Origin of the sequence: Pedobacter yonginensis (assembly GCF_003173595.1) — a bacterium.
In the GTDB taxonomy this organism is placed as follows: domain Bacteria; phylum Bacteroidota; class Bacteroidia; order Sphingobacteriales; family Sphingobacteriaceae; genus Pedobacter; species Pedobacter yonginense.
This window is the reverse complement of sequence record NZ_QGNZ01000002.1, coordinates 31306-55997: the sequence shown is the minus strand read 5'-3', so window position 1 is coordinate 55997 and position 24692 is coordinate 31306. Positions and strand designations below refer to the sequence as shown.

The following is a 24692-nucleotide window of genomic DNA, read 5'->3' as shown; positions in this document are numbered from 1 at the left end:
AAACCCGATTAAACGAATGCCAATTTTTTTCAAATTGGCAGCAGGGCAAGCGGGGCAGGTGGTTCCGATGAAATACCATGCGTTCATTTCCAAAACCTTTTCAAGGTAAAACTACATGCCCTTTATTGTTTTCTCCACAACGATCTTAAGAACAATTCTCTATTTATTAGAAATGGGTTGAAGCATTTGTGAATCAAAAAAGCTAAATTTGTTTATGTTTTTTATACCAAACACTTCGAGGTTTTTGGTAAAAAACACGCATCATATTTAATTATTTGAAACATGAAAAATCTAGTATTAGCTTTGTTTTTTTGCGTATTCGCATACGGAGCACACGCCCAAACAACATCTAAAAAAGTAGCCGCAACAAAGGTAGTTAATAAGCAAGTTGTCGAAATTGCTTGTGGTGAATGTCAATTTAAAATGAAGGGAAAAGATTGTGAGCTGGCCGTTAAAATTGATGGTAAGCCTTATTTCGTTGACGGAAAAAATATTGATGATTTTGGCGATGCCCACGGCGAGCATGGTTTTTGCAATGCTGTTAGCAAAGCAGAGGTATCTGGTGAAATTGTAAACAATCGCTTTAAAGCCAAAGAGATTAAATTGGTGCCTTCAAAAAAATAGGTTTTTTATTTTTGATCAGCTTTTGTAGTCTCCCTTTGATTTGCTTTTGAGAAATTTAAGGTTTACATTTGTAAGAGTTAAAGAAGCTGAAATATAGTCTGTTATCTATAGCATTAGTTAGTGCCGGTAATTATCGTGAATAATAATCAAGATTTTAATATTGACAATTTAGAAGATTCATTGAAGAATGATGTCGATGAAATGCTTAGTGCTTATCAAACTGGTTGGTCGGAGCGAGGAATTGATGACAGGAAACAGTTTGAATTAAGACTAAAAACCAATATAGCTAACACAATTAATTACATCAAAGAAGTAATTTCTCAATTTCGTAAATTAGAGTTAAGGGTTAACGGAGCGTTTATTAAACTGGAACGACCTAATGCCTTATCTGTGATACTGACTGTTCCAATCGCTACCTTTTTGGACGACAAATTGTTGCAGGTTTATTCAATAACGCACTCAATAGAAAAACAAAGTAGATCTGACGATTATCGCATATCATTTTCTATAACTTATAATGATGGAGGCCTTAACAACGATGCCTTATTAGCTGATGGCTTTTTTGGGCTAATGAAACCTGTTGCTAATGGATAAAAAAGCACATGCAAAACATAATGAAGATGCATGTAATTTCCTTCACTCCCACGGAGATTATTGCGATTGGGTTGTAACTACCGCGTTCTATTCGGCGTTACATTTAGTTCAATATGAGGTGTTTCCAAAAATAATAGCTGGTTTTGTTTACAACACTTTTGATGAATATTATAATGGTGATTACAAAGGCACCAAAAATAAGCCAAGTAAACACACAGCGACTATTAACTTGGTTAGAGCGGAGTTGGGCGATTCGGCCTTTCAACTCTATAATTGGTTATTCGGCCTTTGTATGAATGCACGCTATCATGACTACAAGGTTCACAAATTCATTGCCGATGAGGCCGTCAATAGATTATCTCGCTTGAAGATTATGATGAAAAAGTAATTCAATTCCTTATTTAAAACCTTTCTAATTAAGCGCAAATCATTTATCTTTACCAAACGGCTCAATGGACAAAGAAAAGTTAAAACTGTGGTTTAGGCGGGTAGGCGTAGTGGGGTTCTTATTCTTCCTAATTAAAGGAATAATTTGGCTTATTGTATTCTATTTTATTGGTAAAAACGCTACTTAAAGGTAAATAGCATATTGGCCAAGAAATTCCAAACAAACACAATTATAATGGCAAAAAATTTGGCTACGTAAAAGTTGGCCCCATTTTTACGTTGGTGAAATAAGTAGATTATAATTGTGTTTAGACCTAAACCAATTAAACTAACCACTAAAAATTTGCTAAATTCAGTTCCCCAATGTGCGTTGGTGCTTTGGAAAGTCCAGATTCTGTTGATTAAATAGTTGTTGGTTACGGCAAGGCTAAAGCCAATGGCATTGGCCACATACTTGTTTACCTTAATTTTTTCTTTAAAAAGCCAAGTTGCACCGAAATCGATAGCCATTCCGAATAGGCCAGTTAACCCGAATTTTAGAATACGTAAGATCAAATCCATACTAATGTATTTTAATCAAATAAAAACGCTCCAAAACCTGTGGACGTTTTTTGGCATTTAAAAACTTTCCCGTAAGTTTTGTAAGGTGGTAGTAATCAAATGATTTCAGTACTTCTGCATGATATTCGGTCTTTAATGTTTTTAGTTCAGTTTCAGAAACGTAAACAACTAAGTTCGGGTCGCTTTTGGATTTCTTTAGCGCCTCATAGTTCCAAAAATATTTTGCCTCTCCCTTAGCATAAAAATCAAAAGAATAAGAATCGGGATACATTAGCACCGATGCTTTTGCATTTGGGTAATGCTCCTTTAGCCAATTTCCAGCTTCCCTGCCAGATTCATATTTAAGCAACGTGGGGTAAAAAAAGCAGGAAAGAAAAATCATCACTAAAGCTGCTGAGGCTACACTTCTAACGATTAAGTTTTTGAGATTCGGCAATCGAAACGATAGCATAATTAAAGTTGCTACAGCTACAACGGGTGCAAGAATGGTAAATTTGAATTGTGCGTAGTAATTAATGCCAATAATAGCGAGCACAAATAAAATGGCCAGTACACTTTGTATGTAAAAAAACACATTTAAACTTCTCCCTCCCAACCGATTGAGGTAAAGCGCTGTGATTATTGCAAACTGAGGCAAAATAATTAAAATGTAGTGCGGCAATTGAAACTTCGAAAGTGAAAATAAAAGGAAGGTTATGCCTGCACTCAGCCAAATAAAAATACTTTCTTTCGGTAAAACAACCCTGTTTTTCTTTTTGAATAAGCTAAGCACTGCCGCATAAAACAGAACCGACCAAGGTAAAAATGCCCAAAGGGTAGTGTGTAAGAAAAAGGAAACATCTCCTCTTCCTTTTATTGGCCCCGTATTAAAAAATCGCCCAAACTGACTGTCCCAAAAGAAAAATTTAATTCCGGAAACACCCGTTCGTCCAAACATTACCTTTTCTGGATGGAGATCAAATTGCACGTATAAGGTATAAAGTTCTGGAATAATGAAAATCAAAATCAGCAAAACCGCCAACCACCATTTGGGTTTTAAGAGTTGCTTAAATTGCTTGGTTAAGAGCCAGTATAAAATAAAGCCACCAAAAACTGGAATCAAAACAAAAATACCCTTTATCATAATGGCACATGCTGCAGATAACGAGCCTATTATGATATGCCAGAAAGAACCTTGATGTGCCTTATAATAATGATAAATTGCAGCAAAGGTGAAGGTGGTGATGTACACTTCTGCGCGCACATCAAATGTAGAAATCAGTATATGTAGGGCACTTAAAAAAATTAACGAACTCAGTAGCCCAATTTTTTCATTGTAAATATCCTTGGCCAGTTTATAAATATACCAAGCACCAAGCAAACCGAACAAGAACGAGGGCAGTTTATAGGCAAAGGTAGAGATCCCAAAAATCTTAAAAAATAGAGCAGCCAACCAAAAAGTTAAATGTGGTTTATCTAGCCAATCTGCACCACGAACGTAAAGGTTAACGTAATCATTTCTCAATACCATGCTTTTGGCAATAGAGGCATAGAGCGCAGAATCGGGCTCCATAATTCCACCAAACAAGGCCAATGCACTTACTGCAATGATTACAGCAATTAAAATTTTGTAAATAATTTGGTCTTTCAACTTCAATAATGTTTTTTCCAAATATGAGTAAAAAATTAAAATTTATTTAGGGTTTCAGATTAACAAAGCCAAAAGCCTTATCTTTGTCGAATGACAAAATTATCGGTTAACATCAATAAAATTGCTACGCTTCGCAACAGCAGGGGCGGTAATAATCCTGATTTAGTTAAGGTTGCATTGGATTGTGAACGTTTTGGAGCACAAGGCATTACGGTGCATCCACGCCCTGACGAACGCCATATTCGTTATCAGGATGTTTACGATCTAAAAGCGGTTATTGCTACCGAGTTTAACATTGAAGGCAATTGCAAGGAAGATAAATTTGTCGATTTAGTATTGGCAAACAAGCCAGCACAAGTTACTTTGGTGCCCGATGCTGAAGGCCAAATTACCTCCAACCATGGTTGGGATACCCGAAAGCATAAAGACTATTTAAAGGAAATGGTTTTCGTTTTTCAAAAGGAAGGCATAAGAGTTTCAATTTTTGTTGATCCCGTAGTGGAAATGATTGAAGGCGCGGCAGAAACCGGTACTGATAGAATCGAACTTTATACGGAAGCTTATGCCCAGAACTACTTTGCCGATCGAGAAAAAGCCATTGTAAACTACATCGCCGCTGCCCACCACGCCAATCGTTTGGGCTTAGGTATAAATGCGGGGCATGATTTAGATTTGCATAATCTGCATTACTTCGCTCAAGGTATTCCGGGTTTATTGGAGGTTTCCATTGGGCATGCGCTAATTAGTGATGCACTCTATTTGGGCTTAGAAACCACCATTCAAAAATATTTGCAACAACTTAACTAAACCGAAGCAGATGTTTGAGTAATGCTAATGCACATTAGGCGATCAAACTTAAGCTGCCAATCTAATTGTTTGTTGTAATGCGCCCTACACTTGACTCTATTTGAATGTTGAAAGGAATTCTTCTTGTTTTTTTTGGTGCCTGTAGTTTCGGCATCCTATCTACCTTTGTAAAGCTGGCTTACCATGATGGTTATACCCTGGGGGATGTAACCGGCGCCCAAGCCTTTTTTGGTGCTGTAATTTTATGGGTTTTATTTTTTTTTCAAACCAGAACAACGCGTTATAAATCGAAAGAAACCATCATTAAAACCCCTTGGTGGAAAATGATTTTGGCGGGAACCTGTACGGGTTTAGTCAGCGTATTTTACTACCAATGTGTGAAGTTGGTACCAAACTCTGTAGCCATTATTTTGTTGATGCAGTTTATTTGGATGAGCATTTTAATGGAGTACATCATTTTTAAAAAGCAACCGTCTGGTTTACAGTTCTTAGCCATCATTTTGGTTTTAGGTGGTACTATTCTAGCAAGTGGAATGGCAGAAACCAGCATCCAAACCATGAGTTTAAAAGGCATCGGCTTCGGCCTATTGGCTGCAATTTCCTATGCAGGTTTTTTGTTGTTGAATGGAAGATTAGGAACCGAATATCCTCCACTACAAAAAAGTGCTCTTATGATAACGGGTGCTTGTTTGTTAATCTTCCTATTGTTTCCACCAACTTTTCTTTTTGATGGATCGCTCAATGGTTCACTCTTAAAATGGGGATTAATAATTGCTGTTTTTGGCACGGTAATTCCACCCTTGTTTTATGCAGAAGGTGTACCGCGAATTGGAACGGCATTAAGTTCTATTTTGAGCGCGGCAGAATTACCTGTAGCGGTAATGATGGCTGGCTTTGTGTTGCAAGAACAGGTGTCTTTTTTAAGATGGGTAGGTGTAACCATAATTTTATCTGCAATGGTTATCCCAAATCTCAAATATTTGAAAATGAACACTAAGCAGCAGGCTTAAGGAATCGGCAGAAATTGTTTATAAATAAGGTTCGGCAGTGTAACATATCAGAAAAATAAATATCTTTAAAAAAGCATAAACTACTCCAATGAAAAAATTCTCTTTCTATATTCTAACGTTTATTTTGATTGGCCTTGTAGCCTGTAAAAACAAAACTACCATCAACCAAAGCGAGGCAGGCGAAGTGATTACCGATTTTCTTAAAGCCAATCCTGAATATAAAACGGCACGCTTTGATTTTGGCGAAATGAAATTTAGCAGTACAAGTGATAAAGTGGAGTTGGGTAAGTACCGTACATTGGAAGATAAAGGTCTGGTTTCAATCACTTTAAAAGAGGCAAAAAAGAAATTTTTATCCAAAGACAGTAGTTTCGTTTATCAAATTACATTAACAGAAAAGGCGAGTCCGCTGGTTTTAAAACAAGAGAACGACAAAGCAACGGTTAAGGTTGTCGAATATCTTTTATCAGATGAAAAGCCAGTAGATTTTTCTCAGGTTAATTCGAGCACCGCAAAAGTAACCGTATCATTAAAAAAAGTAAATACTGATTTTTCTCCATTTGATAAGAATGCAAATGAAAATAGCAACTTCATTACCAAAACGTATAAACTTAAATTGAGTAAAGATGAAGGTTGGAAAGTTCAAAATTAAGCCAATTTATCATAGATGAAGACCGATGCAAATGTTTGATTTTGCCCAATTGTAATTCGGTAGTAAAATCGACAATCAAAGTGCCAACCTCCACATGTTTTTTACAGTCTTTTATGGCAAAAAAGCGTTGGTAATTTCCTACCTTTGCGGCATCTTATTATTCACACCGCATGAGCTTAGACATCCACTACAAAGAAGAGTTTCAAAACCGACATATTGCGCCAAATCAGGAAGATACTGAGGCAATGTTGCAAACCGTTGGCGTAAATTCTATTGATGAATTGATTGAACAAACTGTACCGGCAACAATTAGGTTAAAACAGCCTTTAGATTTGCCTGCAGCGAAATCGGAAACAGAATATCTTGCTGCTTTGAAACAAACTTCTTTGTTGAATAAGGTTTTCAAAAGCTTTATCGGACAAGGCTATTATGACACGATTACACCTGGCGTTATCTTGCGCAATGTTTTCGAAAACCCAGGGTGGTACACGCAATACACGCCGTATCAGGCAGAGATTGCACAAGGCCGTTTGCAAGCGCTGTTAAATTTCCAAACCATGGTGATTGACTTGACCGGAATGGAAATTGCCAATGCTTCATTACTAGATGAAGGAACAGCTGCGGCAGAAGCGATGTTTATGCAATACAGCACCAGAAAAAACCAAGCTGCGAAAAAATATTTTGTATCTGAATTGGTTTTTCCTCAAACGATAGATATTTTAAAAACACGGGCTAATCCTTACGGTATTGAGATTGTAATTGGTAGCCATTTAGATTTCGATGCTTCAGCAGATTTCTTTGGTGCAATCGTTCAATATCCGGCAGGTAATGGAGAAGTTTTCGATTATAAAAACTTTGCTGCAGAATTGCATCAACAAAATATAAAATTAACCGTCGCTGCTGATATTTTAAGTTTAACCTTATTAACTCCTCCGGGAGAATGGGGCGCAGATGTTGTAGTAGGTACTACGCAACGTTTCGGTATTCCGATGGGTTTCGGCGGCCCACATGCGGCATTTTTTGCAACTAAAGACGAATACAAACGCTCAATTCCAGGTCGTATTATTGGGGTAACCATCGATAGTCATGGAGATTATGCCTTACGTATGGCTTTGCAAACTCGTGAGCAACACATCCGTAGAGATAAAGCAACATCCAACATCTGTACAGCACAGGCCTTATTGGCGATTATGGCTGGCTTCTATGCTGCTTATCACGGGCCAAAAGGCTTAAAAGCCATTGCTGAACGCACCCATGGCTTGGCAATTAGTTTAGCCAATACCTTAAAAAACTTAGGTTTCGAACAATTAAGCTCAGTTTACTTTGACACCATTCGCTTCGAATTGGGCGATTTAAAAGGGGGCATTAAGTCGGGCTGCATTGATAACGAAATTAATTTAAACTATACGGGTAGTATTGTAACCATTTCTGTTGATGAAACCACAACTTTTGAAGATGTGGCGCTGATTGCCAAAATCTTTGCCAAAGTTAAGGCTGTTGCGGCAGATCAGGTTGAGGTGGTAGAACGTGTAGAAACGGTTATTCCTGCCGAATTACAACGTACTTCTGCGTATTTAACGCACCAAGTGTTTAATTCGCATCATTCAGAACATGAAATGTTGCGCTACATTAAATCATTAGAAGCAAAAGATTTATCACTTTGCCACTCGATGATTGCTTTGGGAAGTTGCACCATGAAATTAAACGCAACCGCAGAAATGATTCCAGTAACTTGGTCTCACTTCGGTCGCATACACCCATTTGCCCCAGCCGATCAGGTATTGGGTTATTATTCTGTTTTTAACGAACTTGATAAATGGTTAAGTGAAATTACAGGCTTTGCAGCCATGAGTTTACAGCCCAACGCAGGTGCCCAGGGTGAGTATGCAGGTTTAATGGTAATTAGAGCTTATCATCACGATAGAGGCGATTTTCATCGTAACGTTGCCTTAATTCCTGCATCAGCACATGGTACAAATCCTGCATCGGCAGCTATGGCTGATATGAAAATCGTTGTCGTTAAATCGTTAGAAAACGGTAATATCGATGTCGAAGATTTAAAAGCAAAAGCAGAATTGCATAAAGATAATTTATCGTGTTTAATGGTAACCTATCCATCAACTCACGGTGTGTTTGAAGAAAGCATTATCGAAATCTGTGAAACCATCCATGCCAATGGCGGACAGGTTTATATGGACGGTGCAAATATGAATGCTCAAGTTGGTTTAACAAGTCCGGCCAATATTGGTGCAGATGTTTGCCACTTAAACCTGCACAAAACCTTCTGTATCCCTCACGGTGGCGGTGGCCCTGGTATGGGTCCAATTGGTGTTGCAAAGCATTTAGTACCTTATCTTCCTGGTCACTCCGTGATTGATATCGACAAAGGCAAATCGATTTCAGCTGTGTCATCAGCGCCTTGGGGCTCTGCATCAATCTTGATTATTTCTCACGCTTACATCGCCATGATGGGGGCTGAAGGCTTAACCAACGCAACCAAATACGCAATTTTAAATGCCAACTACATAAAAGCTCGTTTAGAGCAACACTATCCGGTGCTTTATTCAGGTGCCAATGGTCGTTGTGCACACGAGATGATTCTTGATTGCCGTTCATTTAAAGCGTTTGGTATAGAGGTAACTGATATTGCCAAAAGATTAATGGATTACGGTTTCCACGCCCCAACGGTTTCTTTCCCGGTAGCGGGCACCTTAATGGTTGAGCCAACAGAATCGGAGCCTAAGCATGAATTAGATCGTTTCTGTGATGCACTTATTGCGATCAAAAATGAAATTAAGGATGTAGAAACAGGTATTCTGGACAGAATTGATAATCCATTAAAAAATGCACCTCATACGGTTTCTGTAATTACGGCTAACGAATGGGAGCACCCTTACAGTCGTCAAAAGGCCGCATTTCCGCTTCCTTACGTGTTAGAGCGTAAGTTCTGGCCTTCCGTAGGTCGTGTAAACGATAGTCATGGAGATCGCTCATTAATATGTGCTTGTCCACCAGTAGAAAGTTATTTGGAAGAGATAGTGCCTTAAACTGTCGATTTGCCCTTGCTAGGGTTTCGGTCAATCAAGTCACTTAATTAAATATCAATCTGCAAGTTTGTGAAGTCAACTTCATAAAGCTTGCAGATTTTTTGTGTACGCACGTTTCTGAATTTCTTCTTGAAAGAAAGATAACAATTAAACCATGCTCATAGATTTGCAGTCAATAGAGAGAAATTAAATAAAACCGATTATTTTTGAAAAAGTTAACATAGGTCAATAACAAAGGGCCAGTGTTAATCCTATCTTTGTATTATTAAATTAAACAACTTGAAAATGAAATTAAAAATTAGCTCAATTTTTTTATTAGTGGCAGTAGTATCATTGTCAGCTTTTAAAAACCCTACTAAACCAGTAACTTATAATGTAGATGTTACAAAATCTAGCATTACATGGGTTGGTAAAAAAGTAACAGGATCGCACAACGGAACAATTGCTTTAAAATCAGGTACATTAAACGTTAATGGTAAAAGCATTACAGGTGGTGGTTTCATCGTGGATATGACTTCTATCAAAGATGCTGATGGTAGCGCAAAACTAGAAGGACACTTAAAAGCAGATGATTTCTTTGGTTCTGAGAAATTCCCAACTTCGAACTTTGTAATTACTAAAGTTACTGGTTCTGGTGCAAACGTAACGGTTACAGGTAACTTAACCATCAAAGGCATTACTAAACCATTAACTTTCCCTGCAACAGTAGCGGTAGGTGCTGATGGAACAGTAACAGCAACTGCTTCTAAAATTGTAGTAGATAGAACGAAATATGACATTAAATATGGTTCAAAATCGTTCTTCGAAAGCATTGGCGACAAAGCAATTTACGATGAATTCGAACTTGCAGTAAAATTGGTTGCTAAAAAATAATTTATTCCCAATCGGAATTTTGGAAGGTTTGCTCTAGTAGGGCAAACCTTTTTTTATGATGTAACAATCAAAAGCAAAATGTTTATTCGCAAAAATTTATCTTGATACTACCTGATTTTGAAACCGCCTTCAACGGCATCTACGAACCCAGTTGCAGCGCTTTTACCATGATAAAATAAACATTCCCAGTTTTCTGCGGCAGCCCTTTTGCCAAATTCTTTTCTAAGTTCCATTGCTTTACGTCCGTCGAAATCGTATTTGGCAATAAAGTTCTTTACGAGTTCTTCTGGTTCTGGTAAAACATCCCCTCCGAAGAAAACCTTCTGACTATTTTCGGTTAATAAAAATACTTGATGATTTGGGCAATGTGCGCCTGTAAATTCGAAAGCTATGGATTCATCCAAACTTCCATCACCCTCAATAAATTTCAATTGGGCATTGCGTTGCAGGTGCTCAAAAATATCGGTGTGATAAGAAGATGATGTACTGCTAAATGCGGTTTCCCATTCTCCACGATTGATTACGTATTCGGCATCTGGAAAACTGAGTTCTAACTTGCCGTTTGCGTGTTTATAAATCATACCCCCCGAATGGTCGTAATGTAAATGCGACATCAATACCTTGCTTACATCTGTGGGGTCAAATCCCGCATTGCGGATGTTTTTATGTAAAATTAATTCGCCCTGTTCATCGCTAAAGCCCAAGCCAGTGTCAAATAGAATCAAATCATTTTTTAGCTCCACCAAAAAAGGTTGAACATTAATAAAAAGAGAAGCTGGCCTGTCTTTAAAATTATGAATTGTTGAATCAAAAGGAACAAATTTTTTCGTTGCATCAACAGAATAGGTTCCTTCAAATAAGGTATGAACTTGCACTGTGCAGAGGATTAAAATTAAAATGTATATTTACTGTTCGGAAACAAAGATAATGGAAAAAAGATGGGTACAGGCATCAAATTGCAATGATGATACCATAACAACAATAGCTAACCAACTCAATATAGATCGTTCACTTGCTAAAATATTGGTGCAAAGAAATGTTTGCAATTATGATCAAGCAAAGGATTTTTTTAGGCCAAATTTAGATCATCTTCATAATCCTTTTTTAATGAAGGATATGGATTTGGCAATTGAAAGAATTGAAAGAGCCTTAACTTCTCATGAAAAGATACTGATTTATGGCGATTACGATGTAGATGGAACAACCTCAGTAGCACTGGCATACAGTTTTTTTGCTCAGTTTACCGAAAACATAGAATATTATATTCCTGATCGATACTTAGAAGGTTACGGAATTTCAACAGCGGGTATAGATTATGCCCGCGATAACGAATTTTCATTAGTTATTGCTTTAGATTGCGGTATAAAATCGATAGATAAAATTGCTTATGCAAATACATTTGAAATCGATTTTATCATTTGCGATCACCACCTACCGGGCGATAACTTGCCAAACGCTGTTGCTGTGCTAGATCCTAAACGCAGCGACTGTGAATACCCTTTTAAAGAATTGGCAGGCTGTGGCATTGGTTTCAAACTCGCCCAAGCTTATGCTCAAAAGCATCATTTGCCCAAAGATACCTTTTTGCAATATCTTGATTTAGTAATGGTGAGTATTGCTGCAGATATTGTGCCCGTTGTTGGAGAAAACAGAATTCTGGCTTATCATGGTTTAAAAAAATTAAATAATAATCCATGTGAAGGCTTGCGAGCCTTAATGGAAGTGTCGGGTAAAAAAGAAACTTATACACTTACTGATGTGGTGTTTACTTTGGGGCCACGGATTAATGCCGCGGGGCGAATAGATCATGCAAAACATGCGGTGGCCATGTTGCTCTGCCAGGTAGATGGAAATTCTGCTGAGCAAAGCGAATCCATAAACTTGAAAAATACCGAACGTAAAACCTACGATCAGGACATTACCAAAGAAGCATTAGCCTTAATTGGAGAGAGTGAAGTGCTTATAAATAAAAAAACAACCGTTGTTTTTAATGAAAATTGGCATAAAGGCGTAATTGGTATTGTGGCCTCACGTTTAACTGAAAAATATTATCGTCCAACTATTGTGCTTACCAAATCAAATGGCGTAGTAGCGGGTTCGTGCCGATCCGTGGTGGGCTTCGATTTATATGAAGCGTTAAGTGGCTGCGCCGATTTATTGGATCAGTACGGTGGGCACAAATTTGCTGCGGGGTTAACCATGCAACAGCACAATGTAGAGGCACTAGCAACAAAATTTGAAGAAATTGTATCTGCAAGCATAACCGAAGAACTTTTAACCCCAATGATTAAGATAGATGCAGAAATTGAACTTGCTCAAATTGATGGAAAATTTCATCGTGTGCTTGCTCAAATGGGGCCTTTCGGACCAGAGAACATGGCGCCAGTTTTTGTTACCCATAACGTGTACTTGGCCCAGCATGCTATGGTAGTTGGGGCAAATCATTTAAAAGTTAACATAAAACAACAAAATTCGCCTATTTTTGAGGGCATCGCCTTTGGTTTGGCAGAATATGAAAATCTTTTGCAACCAAAAGTTCCGTTTTCTGTTTGTTATACCATAGAAGAAAATGTGTGGAGAGATAAAAAGCGCTTGCAATTAAATATCAAAGGCATAAAAGTGAATTAAAATATTGTCTTGCTTGCCTTCGTTTCAATATCTCACTTGAGGAACGTTGATGCAGTTAAGAGTGATATATGAATAAAAATTTGATTTGCGTTTAACGTAAATCGTAAATCAAAACCTGTAAATAGAATGATTTTAAGAGCCGAAAATCTGGTTAAAAAATATAAGCAACGTACTGTTGTAAATGATGTTTCCTTTAACGTAAGTCAAGGAGAGATTGTTGGGCTATTAGGTCCAAATGGAGCAGGTAAAACAACATCATTTTATATGATTGTGGGCTTGATTAAGCCCAATGAAGGTCGTATTTACCTAGAGGATGAAGACATTACCGAAGATGCGATGTATCGCCGGGCACAGAAAGGTATTGGTTATTTGGCTCAAGAAGCATCTGTATTTAGAAAACTTACCGTTGAAGATAACATTTTAGCCATCTTGGAAATGAGCAGCATGACCAAGGAAGAACAGCGAGATAAGTTAGAAGAGCTGATTAACGAGTTTAGCTTACACAAAGTACGCAAAAATCGCGGCGATTTACTTTCTGGCGGAGAGCGTCGTAGGACAGAAATTGCTCGGGCATTAGCTGCAAATCCAAACTTTATCCTTTTGGATGAACCCTTTGCTGGCGTAGATCCAATCGCGGTTGAGGAAATTCAAAGCATTGTGGCTAAGTTGAAGCACAAAAATATTGGTATTTTAATTACCGACCATAACGTACAAGAAACCCTTTCCATTACCGATAGAGCTTATTTGCTTTTTGAAGGAAAAATTTTAGAACAAGGGGTACCTGAAGTTTTGGCCGAAAATGAAATGGTTAGAAAAGTTTATCTAGGTGCTAACTTCGTGTTAAAACGTAAGAATTTTTAATTCTCCCTTAAGCGTATGGCATTTGTAAATTCTATTTTTACGTGGTTAATGAAAAAGCGCATTCATCAGATTGAGCTTTTTATGAAATACCCACACGACGTTCAGCAGGAGTGGTTTCACAGCTTAATCGATAGCGCTGAAAATACCGAATGGGGGAGGTTGTATGATTATAAATCCATCCTAACCATTCAACAATATCAAGAACGTATTCCCATTCAAAACTACGATACGCTAAAGCCCTACATTGAGAGAATGCTTAACGGAGAACAAAACATTCTGTGGCCGTCTGATATTAAGTGGTTTGCAAAATCATCTGGCACTACGAGTGATCGAAGCAAGTTTATCCCCGTTTCCGAAGAATCTTTAGAAGAATGCCACTTTAAGGGCGGGAAGGATATGCTCTCTATCTACTGCAATAATCGGCCTGATAACCAGATGTTTACAGGTAAGGGTTTGGTGTTGGGTGGAAGTCATCAGGTTAACCAGCTCAACGAAGATTGTTTTTATGGTGATTTATCAGCTGTGCTGATTAAAAATTTACCCATTTGGGCCGAGTTTTATCGTACTCCAGATATGTCAATCGCATTGATGGATAATTACGAAATTAAAATGGATAGAATGGCCGAAGCCACCATCCACGAAAATGTAACCAGTATTTCTGGCGTACCCACATGGACGATTGTTTTGGCAAAGAAAGTTCTGGAAATTACAGGAAAGAAAAACCTTTTAGAAGTTTGGCCCAATTTAGAACTGTACGTTCATGGTGCGGTAAATTTTGCACCTTACAGAGAGCAATTTAAGCAACTCATACCATCCAATGATATGTATTATTTGGAAACTTATAATGCATCCGAAGGCTTCTTCGGAATTCAAGATCAAGACAATTCAGAAGAAATGCTATTGATGTTGGATTACGGCATTTTCTATGAATTTGTGCCGATGGAAAATATAGCCGATGAAAATCCTAAAGCACTTTTACTAGGCGAGGTAGAGTTGAATAAGAATTATGCGATTGTAATTTCTACCAATGGTGGTTTGTGGCGCTACATGATTGGAGATACCATTCAATTTACTTCACTATCTCCTTACCGAATTAAGATAACAGGCCGAACCAAGCATTTTATAAATGCTTTTGGGGAAGAAGTAATTATCGATAATGCAGAGCAAGCGCTGGCCAAAGCTTGTGCCGAAACAGGCGCCGAAATTAAAGATTACACCGCTGGGCCAATTTACTTTAAAGGCCAAAAGGCAGGTGGGCACGAGTGGATTATCGAGTTTGATAAACAACCAAACGACTTTGAGAAGTTTATCGATGTGATGGACAAAACCTTGCGTGAGGTAAATTCTGATTATGATGCCAAACGTTTTAAAGATATGGCCTTGTGCAGACCTAAGGTGCATAATGCGCCCTCAAATACTTTTTACAATTGGCTAAAAGCGAAAGATAAATTGGGCGGACAGCATAAAGTACCTCGCTTAGCTAATGAGCGCAAATACATTGATGATATTCTCGAAATGATGAAAGCTTCTTAACTCTCTTAACTGATTGATCATTAAGAATGCAAGGTAAAATCCCCAATTTCTAAGCGCCATCAAAAAGATTTATACCAGACCATGAAAAACCTAAACTATAAAAGCCTTATCTGGTTGTTATTTTTTACGTATTTCTTTGTGCTCATGGTTCAAATTACCATGCGGTACATTCCTTTTAATGATGATGCTTCCTTTTTGCAAATTAAACAAACCGAGGTTTCGGGCATTAAAGCCTATTTGCCGATTTTCTATACGCATGTGTATAGCGCCATTTTTGTTTTGTTAGCGGGGTTTACCCAATTTAATCCCAAGATATTACAACAATCTCCCAAAATACACCGAAGCTTGGGCTACTTATACGTTAGTGTTGTGTTGTTGTTCGCCGCACCATCGGGCATTTATATTGGATGGTTCGCAAATGGTGGATTGATGGCCAAAACTTCATTCATTATTTTAGGGATTCTCTGGTTTTATTTCACACTGAAAGCCGTATTATCAATCCTGAAAAAGAATATAATTCTACATAAACAGTTCATGTACAGAAGCTTTGCCTTAACAACTTCTGCAATCACCTTACGCCTGTGGAAAGTAATTTTGGTATATTTGTTTCATCCAGCACCAATGGATGTTTATCAAATAATTGCTTGGTTGGGCTGGATACCAAACTTATTAATTGCCGAGTGGCTCATCAAAACAAAAATCATTTAATGAAGAAAACAACTTTAATCGTTCTAATCTCCCTTTTTTTATTGTCTTGTAAGAATACCAAAAAATCTACATCTGGAAGTCATTCCAAAACATCCAAAGCCCAAACAGAAATTCATAAGGAATTATATGGCTTTTGGGTAGGCGATTTTTTAGAAACTGACGCAGCGGAATATGAAGGTGATATGGATGATGCACCAAGTAAGTTGAACATCATCATTAAAAAAATTACCCAAGATACCGTTATCGCTCAAAGCGTTGTTTCAGGCAACAGTCGCCCGTTGTTGGGTAAATTATCGAGCGATGGTAATAGAATTACGCTAGTTTTAGATGAGCCCGGTTCACACCAGTATGATGGCCGTTTTGTGATGGAGTTTGACCATGATACTTTAAAAGGAACATGGAGTGCTTATAAAACGGATTTACATTGGCCGTCCAAAAACTACAAATTGCTGAAAAAACAATTCGTTTACAACCCAAATTTGATGTTGCCTTCCGAATCGGAATATGTGGATTGGAATGATTCGAAAAATGTTGAGCAATATGATACGCTCGAAAATGGTACAATTGATACCCTTGGAAATTCGTATTATCGAAGTGCATCCGAGCAGATTTTTAAATTAAATGCATCCACCACAATTCTGAAAGAAAAGGATTTAAAAAATTTAAGGAAATTAGATTTACAAATAATCAAGAATACCATATTTGCAAGGCATGGTTATGCATTTAAAAAAAATACCTACAGACAATTTTTTGATCCGGTAGAATGGTATGTGCCTGTGGCAAGTAATGTTGATAAGGACTTAACCGCGATAGAAAGCAAAAACATTAAACTTATTGATCGTTTTGTAAAATATGCAGAAGATAATTACGACGCTTTTGGTCGGTAATTTGCTGTACAATAAATATGAAATTGAATAGGCAAAAGATATTGGATTTTTTTAAAAAATCTCAGAGCAGGGCGAACGTTATCCTCGGCGACAAAACTAAAGCAGCAAACACCATTAAAGACGCTTTGGGCAAAGCCGTTACCAATAAAGGTGAGCTAGAAGGGGTGTGGTCTAAGTTGGTGATGCTTTTCGCCATCTCCAAAGATTATGTAAATGGAGATTATACTGAAATTCCAAAGGGATCTATCGTCGCCATTTTAGGAGGCCTAATTTATTTTCTTTCTCCGATTGATGTTGTGCCAGATTTTGTTCCAGTTTTGGGTTTTATTGATGATATTTTTATCTTAAATTTGGTTTATAAACAGGTACTTAAAGATTTAGAAAAATACAAAACCTGGAAAGATAGCCAGATAAAGATTATGGGAAATGTAGATGGATCACCAGCATAACAACTTTTTAGATTGGGTGGGTCATCATTTATTAAGTTGCCCACTCAAATTTTATTTTGGGATTGATTGTCCAGGCTGTGGCTTACAGCGTTCTGTATTGGCGCTTTTAAGAGGCAATTTTTTAGATTCTTTCAAACTCTACCCGGCAACGGTACCACTTATTTTAATTGTATTATTTAGCATTATACACCTCAAAGTAGATTTTAAATTTGGGGCATCTTTAATAAAAATCGCTTTTATTGGTATTGCATCAATTATCTTAATCAACTACATTTACAAAATATACAATCACCAATTGATCTAAATCAACTATGTCTGAAGAACAAGAAACCCCTCAACAAAATGAACCGATAGATCTTTCCAAAAGAGAAGATCTGGCAAATGAACCTGTGTACAACAATCCTGGTACACCACCACCATTCCAACCAGCACCCCCATTCCAACAATTTGGCGGTTTTGGCCAACCCAACTTACCAAATGCTACAATAGCTTTGATATTAGGGATATTGTCTATTCCAGCTTGTTGCTGTTATGGATTAGGACTGATTTTCGGCATTATTGCCTGGGTTTTAGCGGGTAGTGACATCAAAAAATATAATCTAAATCCAAACGCATATTCGATCTCATCTTATAAAAATACTAAAGCAGGTAAGGTGTGCGGTATCATTGGAACAATTTTAAGTCTTCTGTACATCATCTGTTTAATTGCCATGATTGTTATTTTCGGATGGGCAGCATTAAAAGATCCAGAAACAATGAAAGAGTTGTTGAGAGAGAAAGGCTTACAATAATTAATTTTACCTTTAAAATATAAATCGAATGGCACTGTGCCATTCGATTTTCTTATTTTTGTACCATTCAAATTGTAAATAAAAAAACACGATAATGTATCCAGAATATTTAGTTGAACCAATGCGTAAGGAATTAACCAACGTAGGTTTTGAAGAATTAAAAAACGCACAAGAGGTTGATCAAGCTATAAGAGGTGAAGGAACGGTTTTAGTTGTGGTAAACTCAGTATGCGGTTGTGCAGCAGCAAATGCTCGTCCGGCGGCAAGAGCAGCAGCAGCTCACGAAAAACATCCTGATAAATTGGTTACTGTTTTTGCAGGTATGGAAAAAGAAGCTGTAGATCAAGCTAGAAATTATATGATGCCTTTCCCTCCATCATCACCAGCAATGGCCTTATTTAAAGATGGTAAGTTGGTACATATGATTGAACGTCATCAAATTGAAGGCAGGCCAGCACAAATGATTGCTGATAACCTGATTGGTGCATTTGAGCAATATTGCTAAGCCACTATTCCAATAAATAGATTACATTGATTGAGATTTTAGGATTAAGATCAATGTAATCTTCAAAATCTATTGATTAGCCCTGCTTAAAAGTCTTTGTTAAGCAGCTTCTCCAACTCTCCAAAAGAAACATTCATTCTTACCCTGCCTTGTTTGGCATAGGAAATTTCTCCAGTTTCTTCCGAAATAATTACTGCTACGGCATCAGTTGTTTCAGAAACACCAATCCCCGCCCTATGCCTCAACCCAAACTGCGAAGGAAGTTTGTCGTTATCGGTTAAAGGTAAAATACAGCTTGCACTTTTTATTTTGTTTTCAGAAATCACTACCGCACCATCATGCAAAGGGCTATTTTTTTGAAATATGCTTTCCAGTAATCGCTTTGAGATTTTTGCATCCACTACCTCGCAACTATTGGCAAAAAACTGCTCATCGTAAAACTTCACGAAAACCATTAAAGCCCCAGTGCGGGTTTTTTTCATGCTTTTACAAGCATCAATAATCGGCTTTATGCGGGCAAGATTATTTCTTTCTATTTCCTTTCTGCCAAACAAATAACCCCACCACGCTTTGTTTTTTTGGAGAAAGGCATTTTTTCCAATCAACAGTAAAAACCTGCGTATTTCTTGCTGGAAGATGATAATGAGCGCGATAATACCCACACTCATAAATTTTTCTATGATTGCCGTTAGCAATTCCATGTGCAACATTTTCACAACCCAGTAAAATACTGCGATGATGAACATGCCCACCAATAAATTTACGGCAAGGGTATTGCGAATTAAGGTGTAAACATAGTAGATTAACAGTGCCACCAGCACAATATCTACAACATCGGTAACTGTAATTTTTAAAAAATCGAAATCAAAACCTTTCATTAAGGGCAAGATAAGAAATGTTTGTTTAATGCTTTGCAGTTTAAACCCCAGAATTTGCTTTATTATTCCTTAAATCGATTGGCAAAGTAGGATAAGCCGTACAATTTAGTGAATGTGTAGTTGATTTCTTTATTAAACCATCAGTTATTTAAACAAGCGATCAGTTTTATACACTCAACGGCTTCTTTTACATCATGCACCCTCAAAATCGATGTTCCTTTTTGCAAGGCGATGGTATTCAATACGGTGGTTCCGTTTAATGCTTCGTTTGCAGATGTGCCCAATACCTTATGAATCATTCCTTTTCGTGATACACCCACTAAAACTGGCAGTTTAAAGATTTTAAAATCCTCCAAATGATTCAAAAGCTCGTAATTGTGTTCTGTCGTTTTCCCAAAGCCAAATCCAGGATCGATGATTACATCGTGTATGTGCAATGCTTTTAATTTGGCCAACTTTTTAGCTAAATCATCAATTACATCGAGCACTATGTTTTTGTAAAAGGGCTGATGTTGCATGTTTTGCGGATTGCCCTGCATGTGCATGATGATGTAGGGCACGCGCAGGCGAGCAACCGTTTCAAACATGCCCTCATCAAGATCTCCAGCAGAAATATCATTAATCAAATGTGCGCCTGCATGGATACTTGCTTCAGCAACTTTAGCTCTAAAAGTATCTACAGAAATCATCAGTTCGGGGAAAACCTGCGCAAGCTTTTCAATAATAGGTAGTAACCTTTGCAGTTCTTCATCTTCAGAAATGTCTGTAGCGCCCGGTCGGGAGGAGTAACCACCAATATCTATAAAGGAGGCACCTTCATTTAAAAATTGTTCAGTCTTTTTTAGCGCTTGATCAATGGAATTTGTTCTGCTGTTGCTGTAAAAGGAATCTGGGGTCATGTTTAAAATCCCCATAACTTTTGGCTGACTCAAATCAATCAGTTTGCCATGAACATTCAGGCTTTTTTTTGGTTCAAAAAAGGTTTTTTCTGCCATAATAAACCCGTTCGGGATTTGAGTTTCGCTTTAAAAATGTATCTTTAGCTTTTGTTTTTTCGATACAAAAATACACTAAAAACTAAATAATTATTGGCTTTGGCACAAACAAATACCTCTACAGAATTTGATGAAGTGATTGCGGTTTGCAGATCATTATTTTTGAAAAAAACCAAAGATTATGGCACTGCTTGGCGTATCTTACGATTAAGATCCATCACCGACCAAATCTTTATCAAAGCACAACGCATCCGCACGTTGGAAGAGAAAAAGGTGAGCAAAGTAGGCGAGAACATTACTTCAGAATATATCGGTATTGTAAACTATTGCGTTATCGCTATGATACAATTACAACTTTCAGATAGCGATAGCCATGAAATACCCTACGAAGTTGTAGAGAAACAGTTTGAAGAGAAGGTTTCAGAAACCAAAGATTTAATGTTTGCCAAAAATCACGACTATGGAGAAGCTTGGCGAGATATGAGAATCAGTTCGTTAACGGATCTGATTTTGATGAAGATTTTTAGAGTTAAACAAATTGAAGATAATGAGGGGCAAACGCTGGCTTCGGAGGGGGTTAAGGCCAATTATCAAGACATGTTGAATTATTCAGTTTTTGCATTAATTAAATTAGGTGTCAAATCATAAATGAGGAATAAACTTTTAAGCTTTGCAAGAATTTTTGTTGGAGCGCTATTTATCTTTTCTGGCTTAATCAAAGCGAACGATCCGCTAGGTTTTGGTTATAAACTTCAAGAATATTTTGAAGTTTTCCATATGGATTTTCTTAACGGCATTGCAACAGGTATTGCCATTTTTCTCTGCAGTTTAGAAATTATTCTGGGTGCATTGCTTTTATTAGGCTTTTGGAGCAAGAAAGTTGCTTGGGGATTGTTGGTTTTAATCATTTTCTTTACCCTGCTCACGTTTATCTCAGCGGCCTTTAAAGTAGTTACCAGCTGCGGCTGCTTCGGCGATGCGATTCCATTAACACCTTGGCAATCATTTGGTAAAGATTTAATCTTATTGGTATTGATTGTTTATATTTTCGTCAAGAAAGATTTCATTCAACCCCTTACCAATCACGCCCTAGCGCAAAAAAACATTGCCATCACCATAACAATTGTCTCATTAGTTTTCGGACTATACACTTATAACTTTTTGCCAATTATCGATTTTCTTCCTTACAAGGTTGGTGCACACATTCCATCTTTAATGGTTATCCCTCCGGGTGAAAAACCAGATGAGTTTGAAATCATGTATCACCTTAAAAATAAAAAAACTCAGGAAGAAAAAGACATGAGCGATAAGGTGTACCTGAAAACAGAAATCTGGAGAGATAACAATTGGGAAATTGTAGGTGAGCCGAGTAAACGTTTGGTTAAAAAGGGCTTCGAACCCAAAATAAAAGATTTAATTATTACCGACGCATCGGGTACAGATTATACAAAAGAGATTATCGAGAACCCTTATTATAATTTTGTTTTTGTGGCTTATAGCCTAAAAGATGCCAACCAAAATGTTATTGGAAATTTAAATGCGCTTGCGCTTAATGCAACCCAGCAGTTTAACATCAGGAGCGTGCTATTAACATCTAATTCCGCTCAAGATGCTGAAGCCTTCATCAAAAAAAATAATCTTTTTTCTGAGGTGTTTTACGCAGATGCCGTTCCTTTAAAAAGTATGGTGAGGGCAAATCCAGGGGTGATGTTACTCAAAAATGGCGTAGTGATTAACAAATGGCACTTTCATAACGTTCCAACCTTCGATCAGTTATCGAAAAAATATTTTAGTAAATAAATGATTGGTTACGCACTTAAAAAACTTTTGTACGGACTGCTGGTTATGGCCGGAGTGGTGTTGGTTGTTTTTGTGCTTTTCAATATCTTACCGGGAGATCCTGCGAGAATGACGATGGGGCAAAGAGCCGATGTACAGTCGCTTGAAGCTGTTCGTAAAGAGTTTGGATTGGACAAATCTAAGCCTATGCAATTTGTTTTGTATGTGAATGATTTATCGCCAATTAGTGTTTTGGATGATGATAGTACCACACAAAATAAATACCATTACGCCAAACTGATTTCTTTAAATGACAAGGCCTTAGTTTTAAAATGGCCATACTTAAGAAGTTCCTACCAAACCAAAAGAGATGTTACTGCTATTCTTTCAGAAACCGTTCCAAATACCTTTATCCTCGCCCTAACGGCTATGATATTTGCTACCTTAATTGGGGTTTTTTTAGGGGTTATTTCTGCGGTTTATAAAGACAGTTGGATTGATAAAGCATCAAACGCATTTGCTATTTTAGGTATCTCCGCACCCTCTTTTTTTGCTGGAATCATCATTGCTTGGCTTTTCGGCTTTGTTTTGAGCAATTATACCGGACTAAAAATGAGTGGAAGCTTATACAGTTATGATCCTTTTCGCGGTGAAATATTAACGATCAGAAATTTGTGGCTACCTATGACTACGTTAGGATTGAGACCTTTGGCCATCATTGTTCAATTAACCAGAAGCGCCATGCTCGATGTTTTGGCTCAAGATTACATCCGTACTGCCCGAGCGAAGGGTTTGGGTAGAAATGCCATCATCTATAAACATGCGCTAAAAAATGCTATGAATCCTGTAATTACAGCCATTTCTGGTTGGTTTGCTTCCTTACTTGCAGGTTCATTTTTTGTAGAGTATATATTCGGATACAATGGATTAGGTAGAACAACGGTTAACGCTTTAGAGATGTCTGACTTTCCGGTGGTAATGGGCTCCATATTATTCATTGCATTCGTATTCGTGGTTATTAATATTCTGGTTGATATTTTATATGCCTACGTAGATCCTAGGGTAAAACTGGCTTAACATGTTCAGGGAAATTTTACAATATACCAAAGTTGCAGATGGAAAATTGATTGAAATTTTTCAGCAGAATCAAAGGGTATCTGCAAAAGCGATTTCGCTTTTTAGCCATGTTTTAAATGCACAACATGTTTGGGCACATAGAATTTTGGACAGGCCCGTACAACAAGGGGTTTGGGAAAACTTAGAAGTAGGCTGTTTTGAGAAAATTGCCCAAGAAAACTTTAATTTGTTTGCAGAAATTCTGAATACCATTTCGATGGACGAGGAAATAACCTACAAAAACGCTACAGGCGAATACACCAATACGGTTCAGGATATTTTGTTTCATGTATTCAATCATTCCACTTACCACAGGGGGCAAATTGCAAGCCTTTTAAAGCTGGATGAAATTTTCCCACCCGTTACGGATTACATTATTTTAAAACGAGAACATCAATTATGAAAGTTTTCTTAATTGGCTTTATGGGCTGCGGTAAAAGCACAAAGGCAAAACAATTAGCACATCGATTAAATTGCCCAGTAATTGATCTTGATGCAGAAATTGTTTCAAAGAGCGGGAAAACCATTGCGGAATATTTTGCTGAATTTGGCGAGGATGGATTTAGAAATTTTGAGCGCGAAATGCTTAAAACCTATCCTTATCCAGAAACTTGCGTGGTGGCTACAGGCGGCGGCTTGCCCTGCTTTTTCGATAACATGCAATGGATGAATGCAAACGGAGAAACAGTTTATCTTCAAATGGAGCCCGCGCAATTGGTATCGAGACTGCATAACAGACATAAAAGGCCGTTAATTGCCAATATGGATGATGAGCAGCTTTTAGAATTTATCAAAGTAAAACTTCTGGAACGCAATCCTTTTTATACTCAAGCCAAAGTTGTGGTTAACGCATTTGATTTAGATGCCGAACAATTGGAAAGTAAATTGCAGCAATAACCTTAAGATTTTTCGTCTTCTTGGTCAAATTGCTCTTCAATGTATTTAATTTTTGTTTTTCCATGTGGGGTTGGGTCGCCATAATCATTGATGTTTACAAACACAATCTTATCAATGGTTAAAATGCTTTTTCGGGTGATTTTATTTCTAACCTCGCAGCACATGGTGATGGATGTTGTACCAAAGGCAGTAGCCGTGATGCCCATTTCAATAATGTCGCCGAGTTTACCAGAGCTTACAAAATTAATTTCAGACATATATTTGGTTACAACTTTTGGATTTTCTAGTTGAACAATTGCATAAATTGCCGCTTCCTCATCAATCCATTTTAAAAGGCTTCCGCCAAATAATCCACCATTGGGGTTAAGGTCTTCGGGTTTTATCCATTTACGGGTGTGAAAATTCATATTATCGAAATATAAGTTGATAATCTTATTTAGCAAATTTATTCTTTTTAAAGCCAAACTTGCTCAGTTTGAT

The 24692-nt window shown here is 37.5% G+C and carries 28 protein-coding genes; 22 read left to right on the top strand and 6 right to left on the bottom strand.

What is annotated here, in order from left to right; genetic code table 11:
- Positions 1-282 precede the first annotated feature (282 nt).
- The 3 genes from DHW03_RS19260 to DHW03_RS07155 all read left to right on the top strand — a co-directional run bounded on the left by DHW03_RS19260 (position 283) and on the right by DHW03_RS07155 (position 1606).
- Complete coding sequence (locus tag DHW03_RS19260; RefSeq protein WP_165825381.1) at positions 283-624, top strand: DUF6370 family protein; 342 nt, start codon at positions 283-285, stop codon at positions 622-624.
- 135 nt (positions 625-759) lie between these two features.
- A complete protein-coding gene (locus DHW03_RS07160) occupies positions 760-1218 on the top strand; it encodes a hypothetical protein (RefSeq protein WP_165825380.1) in 459 nt (152 codons plus the stop codon).
- Positions 1211-1606 carry a hypothetical protein gene (locus DHW03_RS07155; RefSeq protein WP_109925094.1) on the top strand — a complete coding sequence of 132 codons (396 nt, stop codon included), beginning with the start codon at positions 1211-1213 and terminating at the stop codon, positions 1604-1606. Before DHW03_RS07160 ends, DHW03_RS07155 begins: the two co-directional genes overlap by 8 nt.
- A 179-nt stretch (positions 1607-1785) precedes the next feature.
- Here the strand turns inward: DHW03_RS07155 and DHW03_RS07150 are convergent, their stop codons facing one another.
- The gene (locus DHW03_RS07150) at positions 1786-2166 is read right to left on the bottom strand and encodes a GtrA family protein (RefSeq protein WP_109925093.1); all 381 of its coding nucleotides are present in this window, start codon (positions 2164-2166) and stop codon (positions 1786-1788) included.
- Between the two features lies 1 nt (position 2167).
- The gene (locus DHW03_RS07145; protein WP_240618491.1) at positions 2168-3817 is read right to left on the bottom strand and encodes an ArnT family glycosyltransferase; all 1650 of its coding nucleotides are present in this window, start codon (positions 3815-3817) and stop codon (positions 2168-2170) included.
- Positions 3818-3886: 69 nt separating this feature from the next.
- On the opposite strand from DHW03_RS07145, the gene DHW03_RS07140 reads away from it, so the two are divergent.
- From DHW03_RS07140 to DHW03_RS07120, 5 genes are all read left to right on the top strand, one after another.
- A complete protein-coding gene (locus tag DHW03_RS07140) occupies positions 3887-4603 on the top strand; it encodes a pyridoxine 5'-phosphate synthase (RefSeq protein WP_109925092.1) in 717 nt (238 codons plus the stop codon).
- Between the two features lie 104 nt (positions 4604-4707).
- The gene (locus DHW03_RS07135) at positions 4708-5613 is read left to right on the top strand and encodes an EamA family transporter (RefSeq protein WP_109925091.1); all 906 of its coding nucleotides are present in this window, start codon (positions 4708-4710) and stop codon (positions 5611-5613) included.
- A gap of 88 nt (positions 5614-5701) precedes the next feature.
- Positions 5702-6265, top strand: a complete 564-nt coding sequence (locus DHW03_RS07130) for a hypothetical protein (protein WP_109925090.1) — start codon at positions 5702-5704, stop codon at positions 6263-6265.
- Positions 6266-6435: 170 nt separating this feature from the next.
- Entirely contained in the window at positions 6436-9312 is a 2877-nt protein-coding gene (gcvP, locus tag DHW03_RS07125; protein WP_109925089.1) for an aminomethyl-transferring glycine dehydrogenase, read from the top strand.
- Between the two features lie 285 nt (positions 9313-9597).
- Positions 9598-10185 carry a YceI family protein gene (locus DHW03_RS07120; RefSeq protein ID WP_109925088.1) on the top strand — a complete coding sequence of 196 codons (588 nt, stop codon included), beginning with the start codon at positions 9598-9600 and terminating at the stop codon, positions 10183-10185.
- Positions 10186-10292: 107 nt separating this feature from the next.
- On the opposite strand, the gene DHW03_RS07115 is transcribed toward DHW03_RS07120, so the two are convergent.
- Positions 10293-11060, bottom strand: coding sequence for an MBL fold metallo-hydrolase (locus DHW03_RS07115; RefSeq protein ID WP_109925087.1), 768 nt, complete (start codon positions 11058-11060; stop codon positions 10293-10295).
- A gap of 52 nt (positions 11061-11112) precedes the next feature.
- On the opposite strand from DHW03_RS07115, the gene recJ reads away from it, so the two are divergent.
- The 9 genes from recJ (at position 11113) to DHW03_RS07070 (ending at position 18547) form a co-directional block, all read left to right on the top strand.
- Complete coding sequence (gene recJ / locus DHW03_RS07110; protein WP_109925086.1) at positions 11113-12813, top strand: single-stranded-DNA-specific exonuclease RecJ; 1701 nt, start codon at positions 11113-11115, stop codon at positions 12811-12813.
- A gap of 126 nt (positions 12814-12939) precedes the next feature.
- Entirely contained in the window at positions 12940-13674 is a 735-nt protein-coding gene (gene lptB / locus DHW03_RS07105; protein WP_109925085.1) for an LPS export ABC transporter ATP-binding protein, read from the top strand.
- Positions 13675-13689: 15 nt separating this feature from the next.
- Positions 13690-15207 (top strand): GH3 auxin-responsive promoter family protein, encoded by a 1518-nt coding sequence (locus tag DHW03_RS07100; protein WP_109925084.1) that lies wholly within the window; start codon positions 13690-13692, stop codon positions 15205-15207.
- Between the two features lie 81 nt (positions 15208-15288).
- Positions 15289-15915: a DUF2306 domain-containing protein gene (locus tag DHW03_RS07095; protein ID WP_240618490.1), complete on the top strand. Its 627-nt coding sequence runs from the start codon at positions 15289-15291 to the stop codon at positions 15913-15915.
- Entirely contained in the window at positions 15915-16802 is an 888-nt protein-coding gene (locus DHW03_RS07090) for a YARHG domain-containing protein (RefSeq protein WP_109925083.1), read from the top strand. The genes DHW03_RS07095 and DHW03_RS07090 overlap by 1 nt, the downstream gene beginning before the upstream one ends.
- 17 nt (positions 16803-16819) lie before the next feature.
- Complete coding sequence (locus DHW03_RS07085) at positions 16820-17251, top strand: YkvA family protein (RefSeq protein WP_109925082.1); 432 nt, start codon at positions 16820-16822, stop codon at positions 17249-17251.
- Complete coding sequence (locus tag DHW03_RS19675; RefSeq protein WP_109925081.1) at positions 17235-17555, top strand: DUF2752 domain-containing protein; 321 nt, start codon at positions 17235-17237, stop codon at positions 17553-17555. Before DHW03_RS07085 ends, DHW03_RS19675 begins: the two co-directional genes overlap by 17 nt.
- Positions 17556-17562: 7 nt before the next feature.
- Complete coding sequence (locus DHW03_RS19415; protein WP_205940974.1) at positions 17563-18042, top strand: CCC motif membrane protein; 480 nt, start codon at positions 17563-17565, stop codon at positions 18040-18042.
- 94 nt (positions 18043-18136) lie between these two features.
- On the top strand, positions 18137-18547 hold the full coding sequence (locus DHW03_RS07070; protein ID WP_109925080.1) for a BrxA/BrxB family bacilliredoxin: 411 nt from the start codon (positions 18137-18139) through the stop codon (positions 18545-18547).
- An 86-nt stretch (positions 18548-18633) separates the two neighbouring features.
- Here DHW03_RS07070 and cdaA read toward each other — a convergent pair whose 3' ends face one another.
- Together cdaA and folP are read right to left on the bottom strand one after the other, a co-directional pair.
- On the bottom strand, positions 18634-19425 hold the full coding sequence (gene cdaA / locus DHW03_RS07065) for a diadenylate cyclase CdaA (RefSeq protein ID WP_109925079.1): 792 nt from the start codon (positions 19423-19425) through the stop codon (positions 18634-18636).
- A gap of 140 nt (positions 19426-19565) precedes the next feature.
- Positions 19566-20420: a dihydropteroate synthase gene (folP, locus tag DHW03_RS07060; protein WP_109925078.1), complete on the bottom strand. Its 855-nt coding sequence runs from the start codon at positions 20418-20420 to the stop codon at positions 19566-19568.
- 99 nt (positions 20421-20519) lie between these two features.
- On the opposite strand from folP, the gene DHW03_RS07055 reads away from it, so the two are divergent.
- From DHW03_RS07055 to DHW03_RS07035, 5 genes are read left to right on the top strand one after another with little or no spacing between them, the layout of a single operon-like run.
- A complete protein-coding gene (locus tag DHW03_RS07055; RefSeq protein ID WP_165825379.1) occupies positions 20520-21068 on the top strand; it encodes a DUF1599 domain-containing protein in 549 nt (182 codons plus the stop codon).
- Complete coding sequence (locus tag DHW03_RS07050; protein ID WP_109925077.1) at positions 21069-22220, top strand: BT_3928 family protein; 1152 nt, start codon at positions 21069-21071, stop codon at positions 22218-22220.
- Positions 22221-23276 (top strand): ABC transporter permease, encoded by a 1056-nt coding sequence (locus tag DHW03_RS07045; protein WP_109925076.1) that lies wholly within the window; start codon positions 22221-22223, stop codon positions 23274-23276.
- A gap of 1 nt (position 23277) precedes the next feature.
- Positions 23278-23718 (top strand): DinB family protein, encoded by a 441-nt coding sequence (locus DHW03_RS07040; protein WP_109925075.1) that lies wholly within the window; start codon positions 23278-23280, stop codon positions 23716-23718.
- On the top strand, positions 23715-24212 hold the full coding sequence (locus tag DHW03_RS07035; RefSeq protein WP_109925074.1) for a shikimate kinase: 498 nt from the start codon (positions 23715-23717) through the stop codon (positions 24210-24212). Before DHW03_RS07040 ends, DHW03_RS07035 begins: the two co-directional genes overlap by 4 nt.
- Positions 24213-24214: 2 nt before the next feature.
- Here DHW03_RS07035 and DHW03_RS07030 read toward each other — a convergent pair whose 3' ends face one another.
- A complete protein-coding gene (locus DHW03_RS07030; protein ID WP_109925073.1) occupies positions 24215-24619 on the bottom strand; it encodes an acyl-CoA thioesterase in 405 nt (134 codons plus the stop codon).
- Positions 24620-24692: the final 73 nt, after the last annotated feature.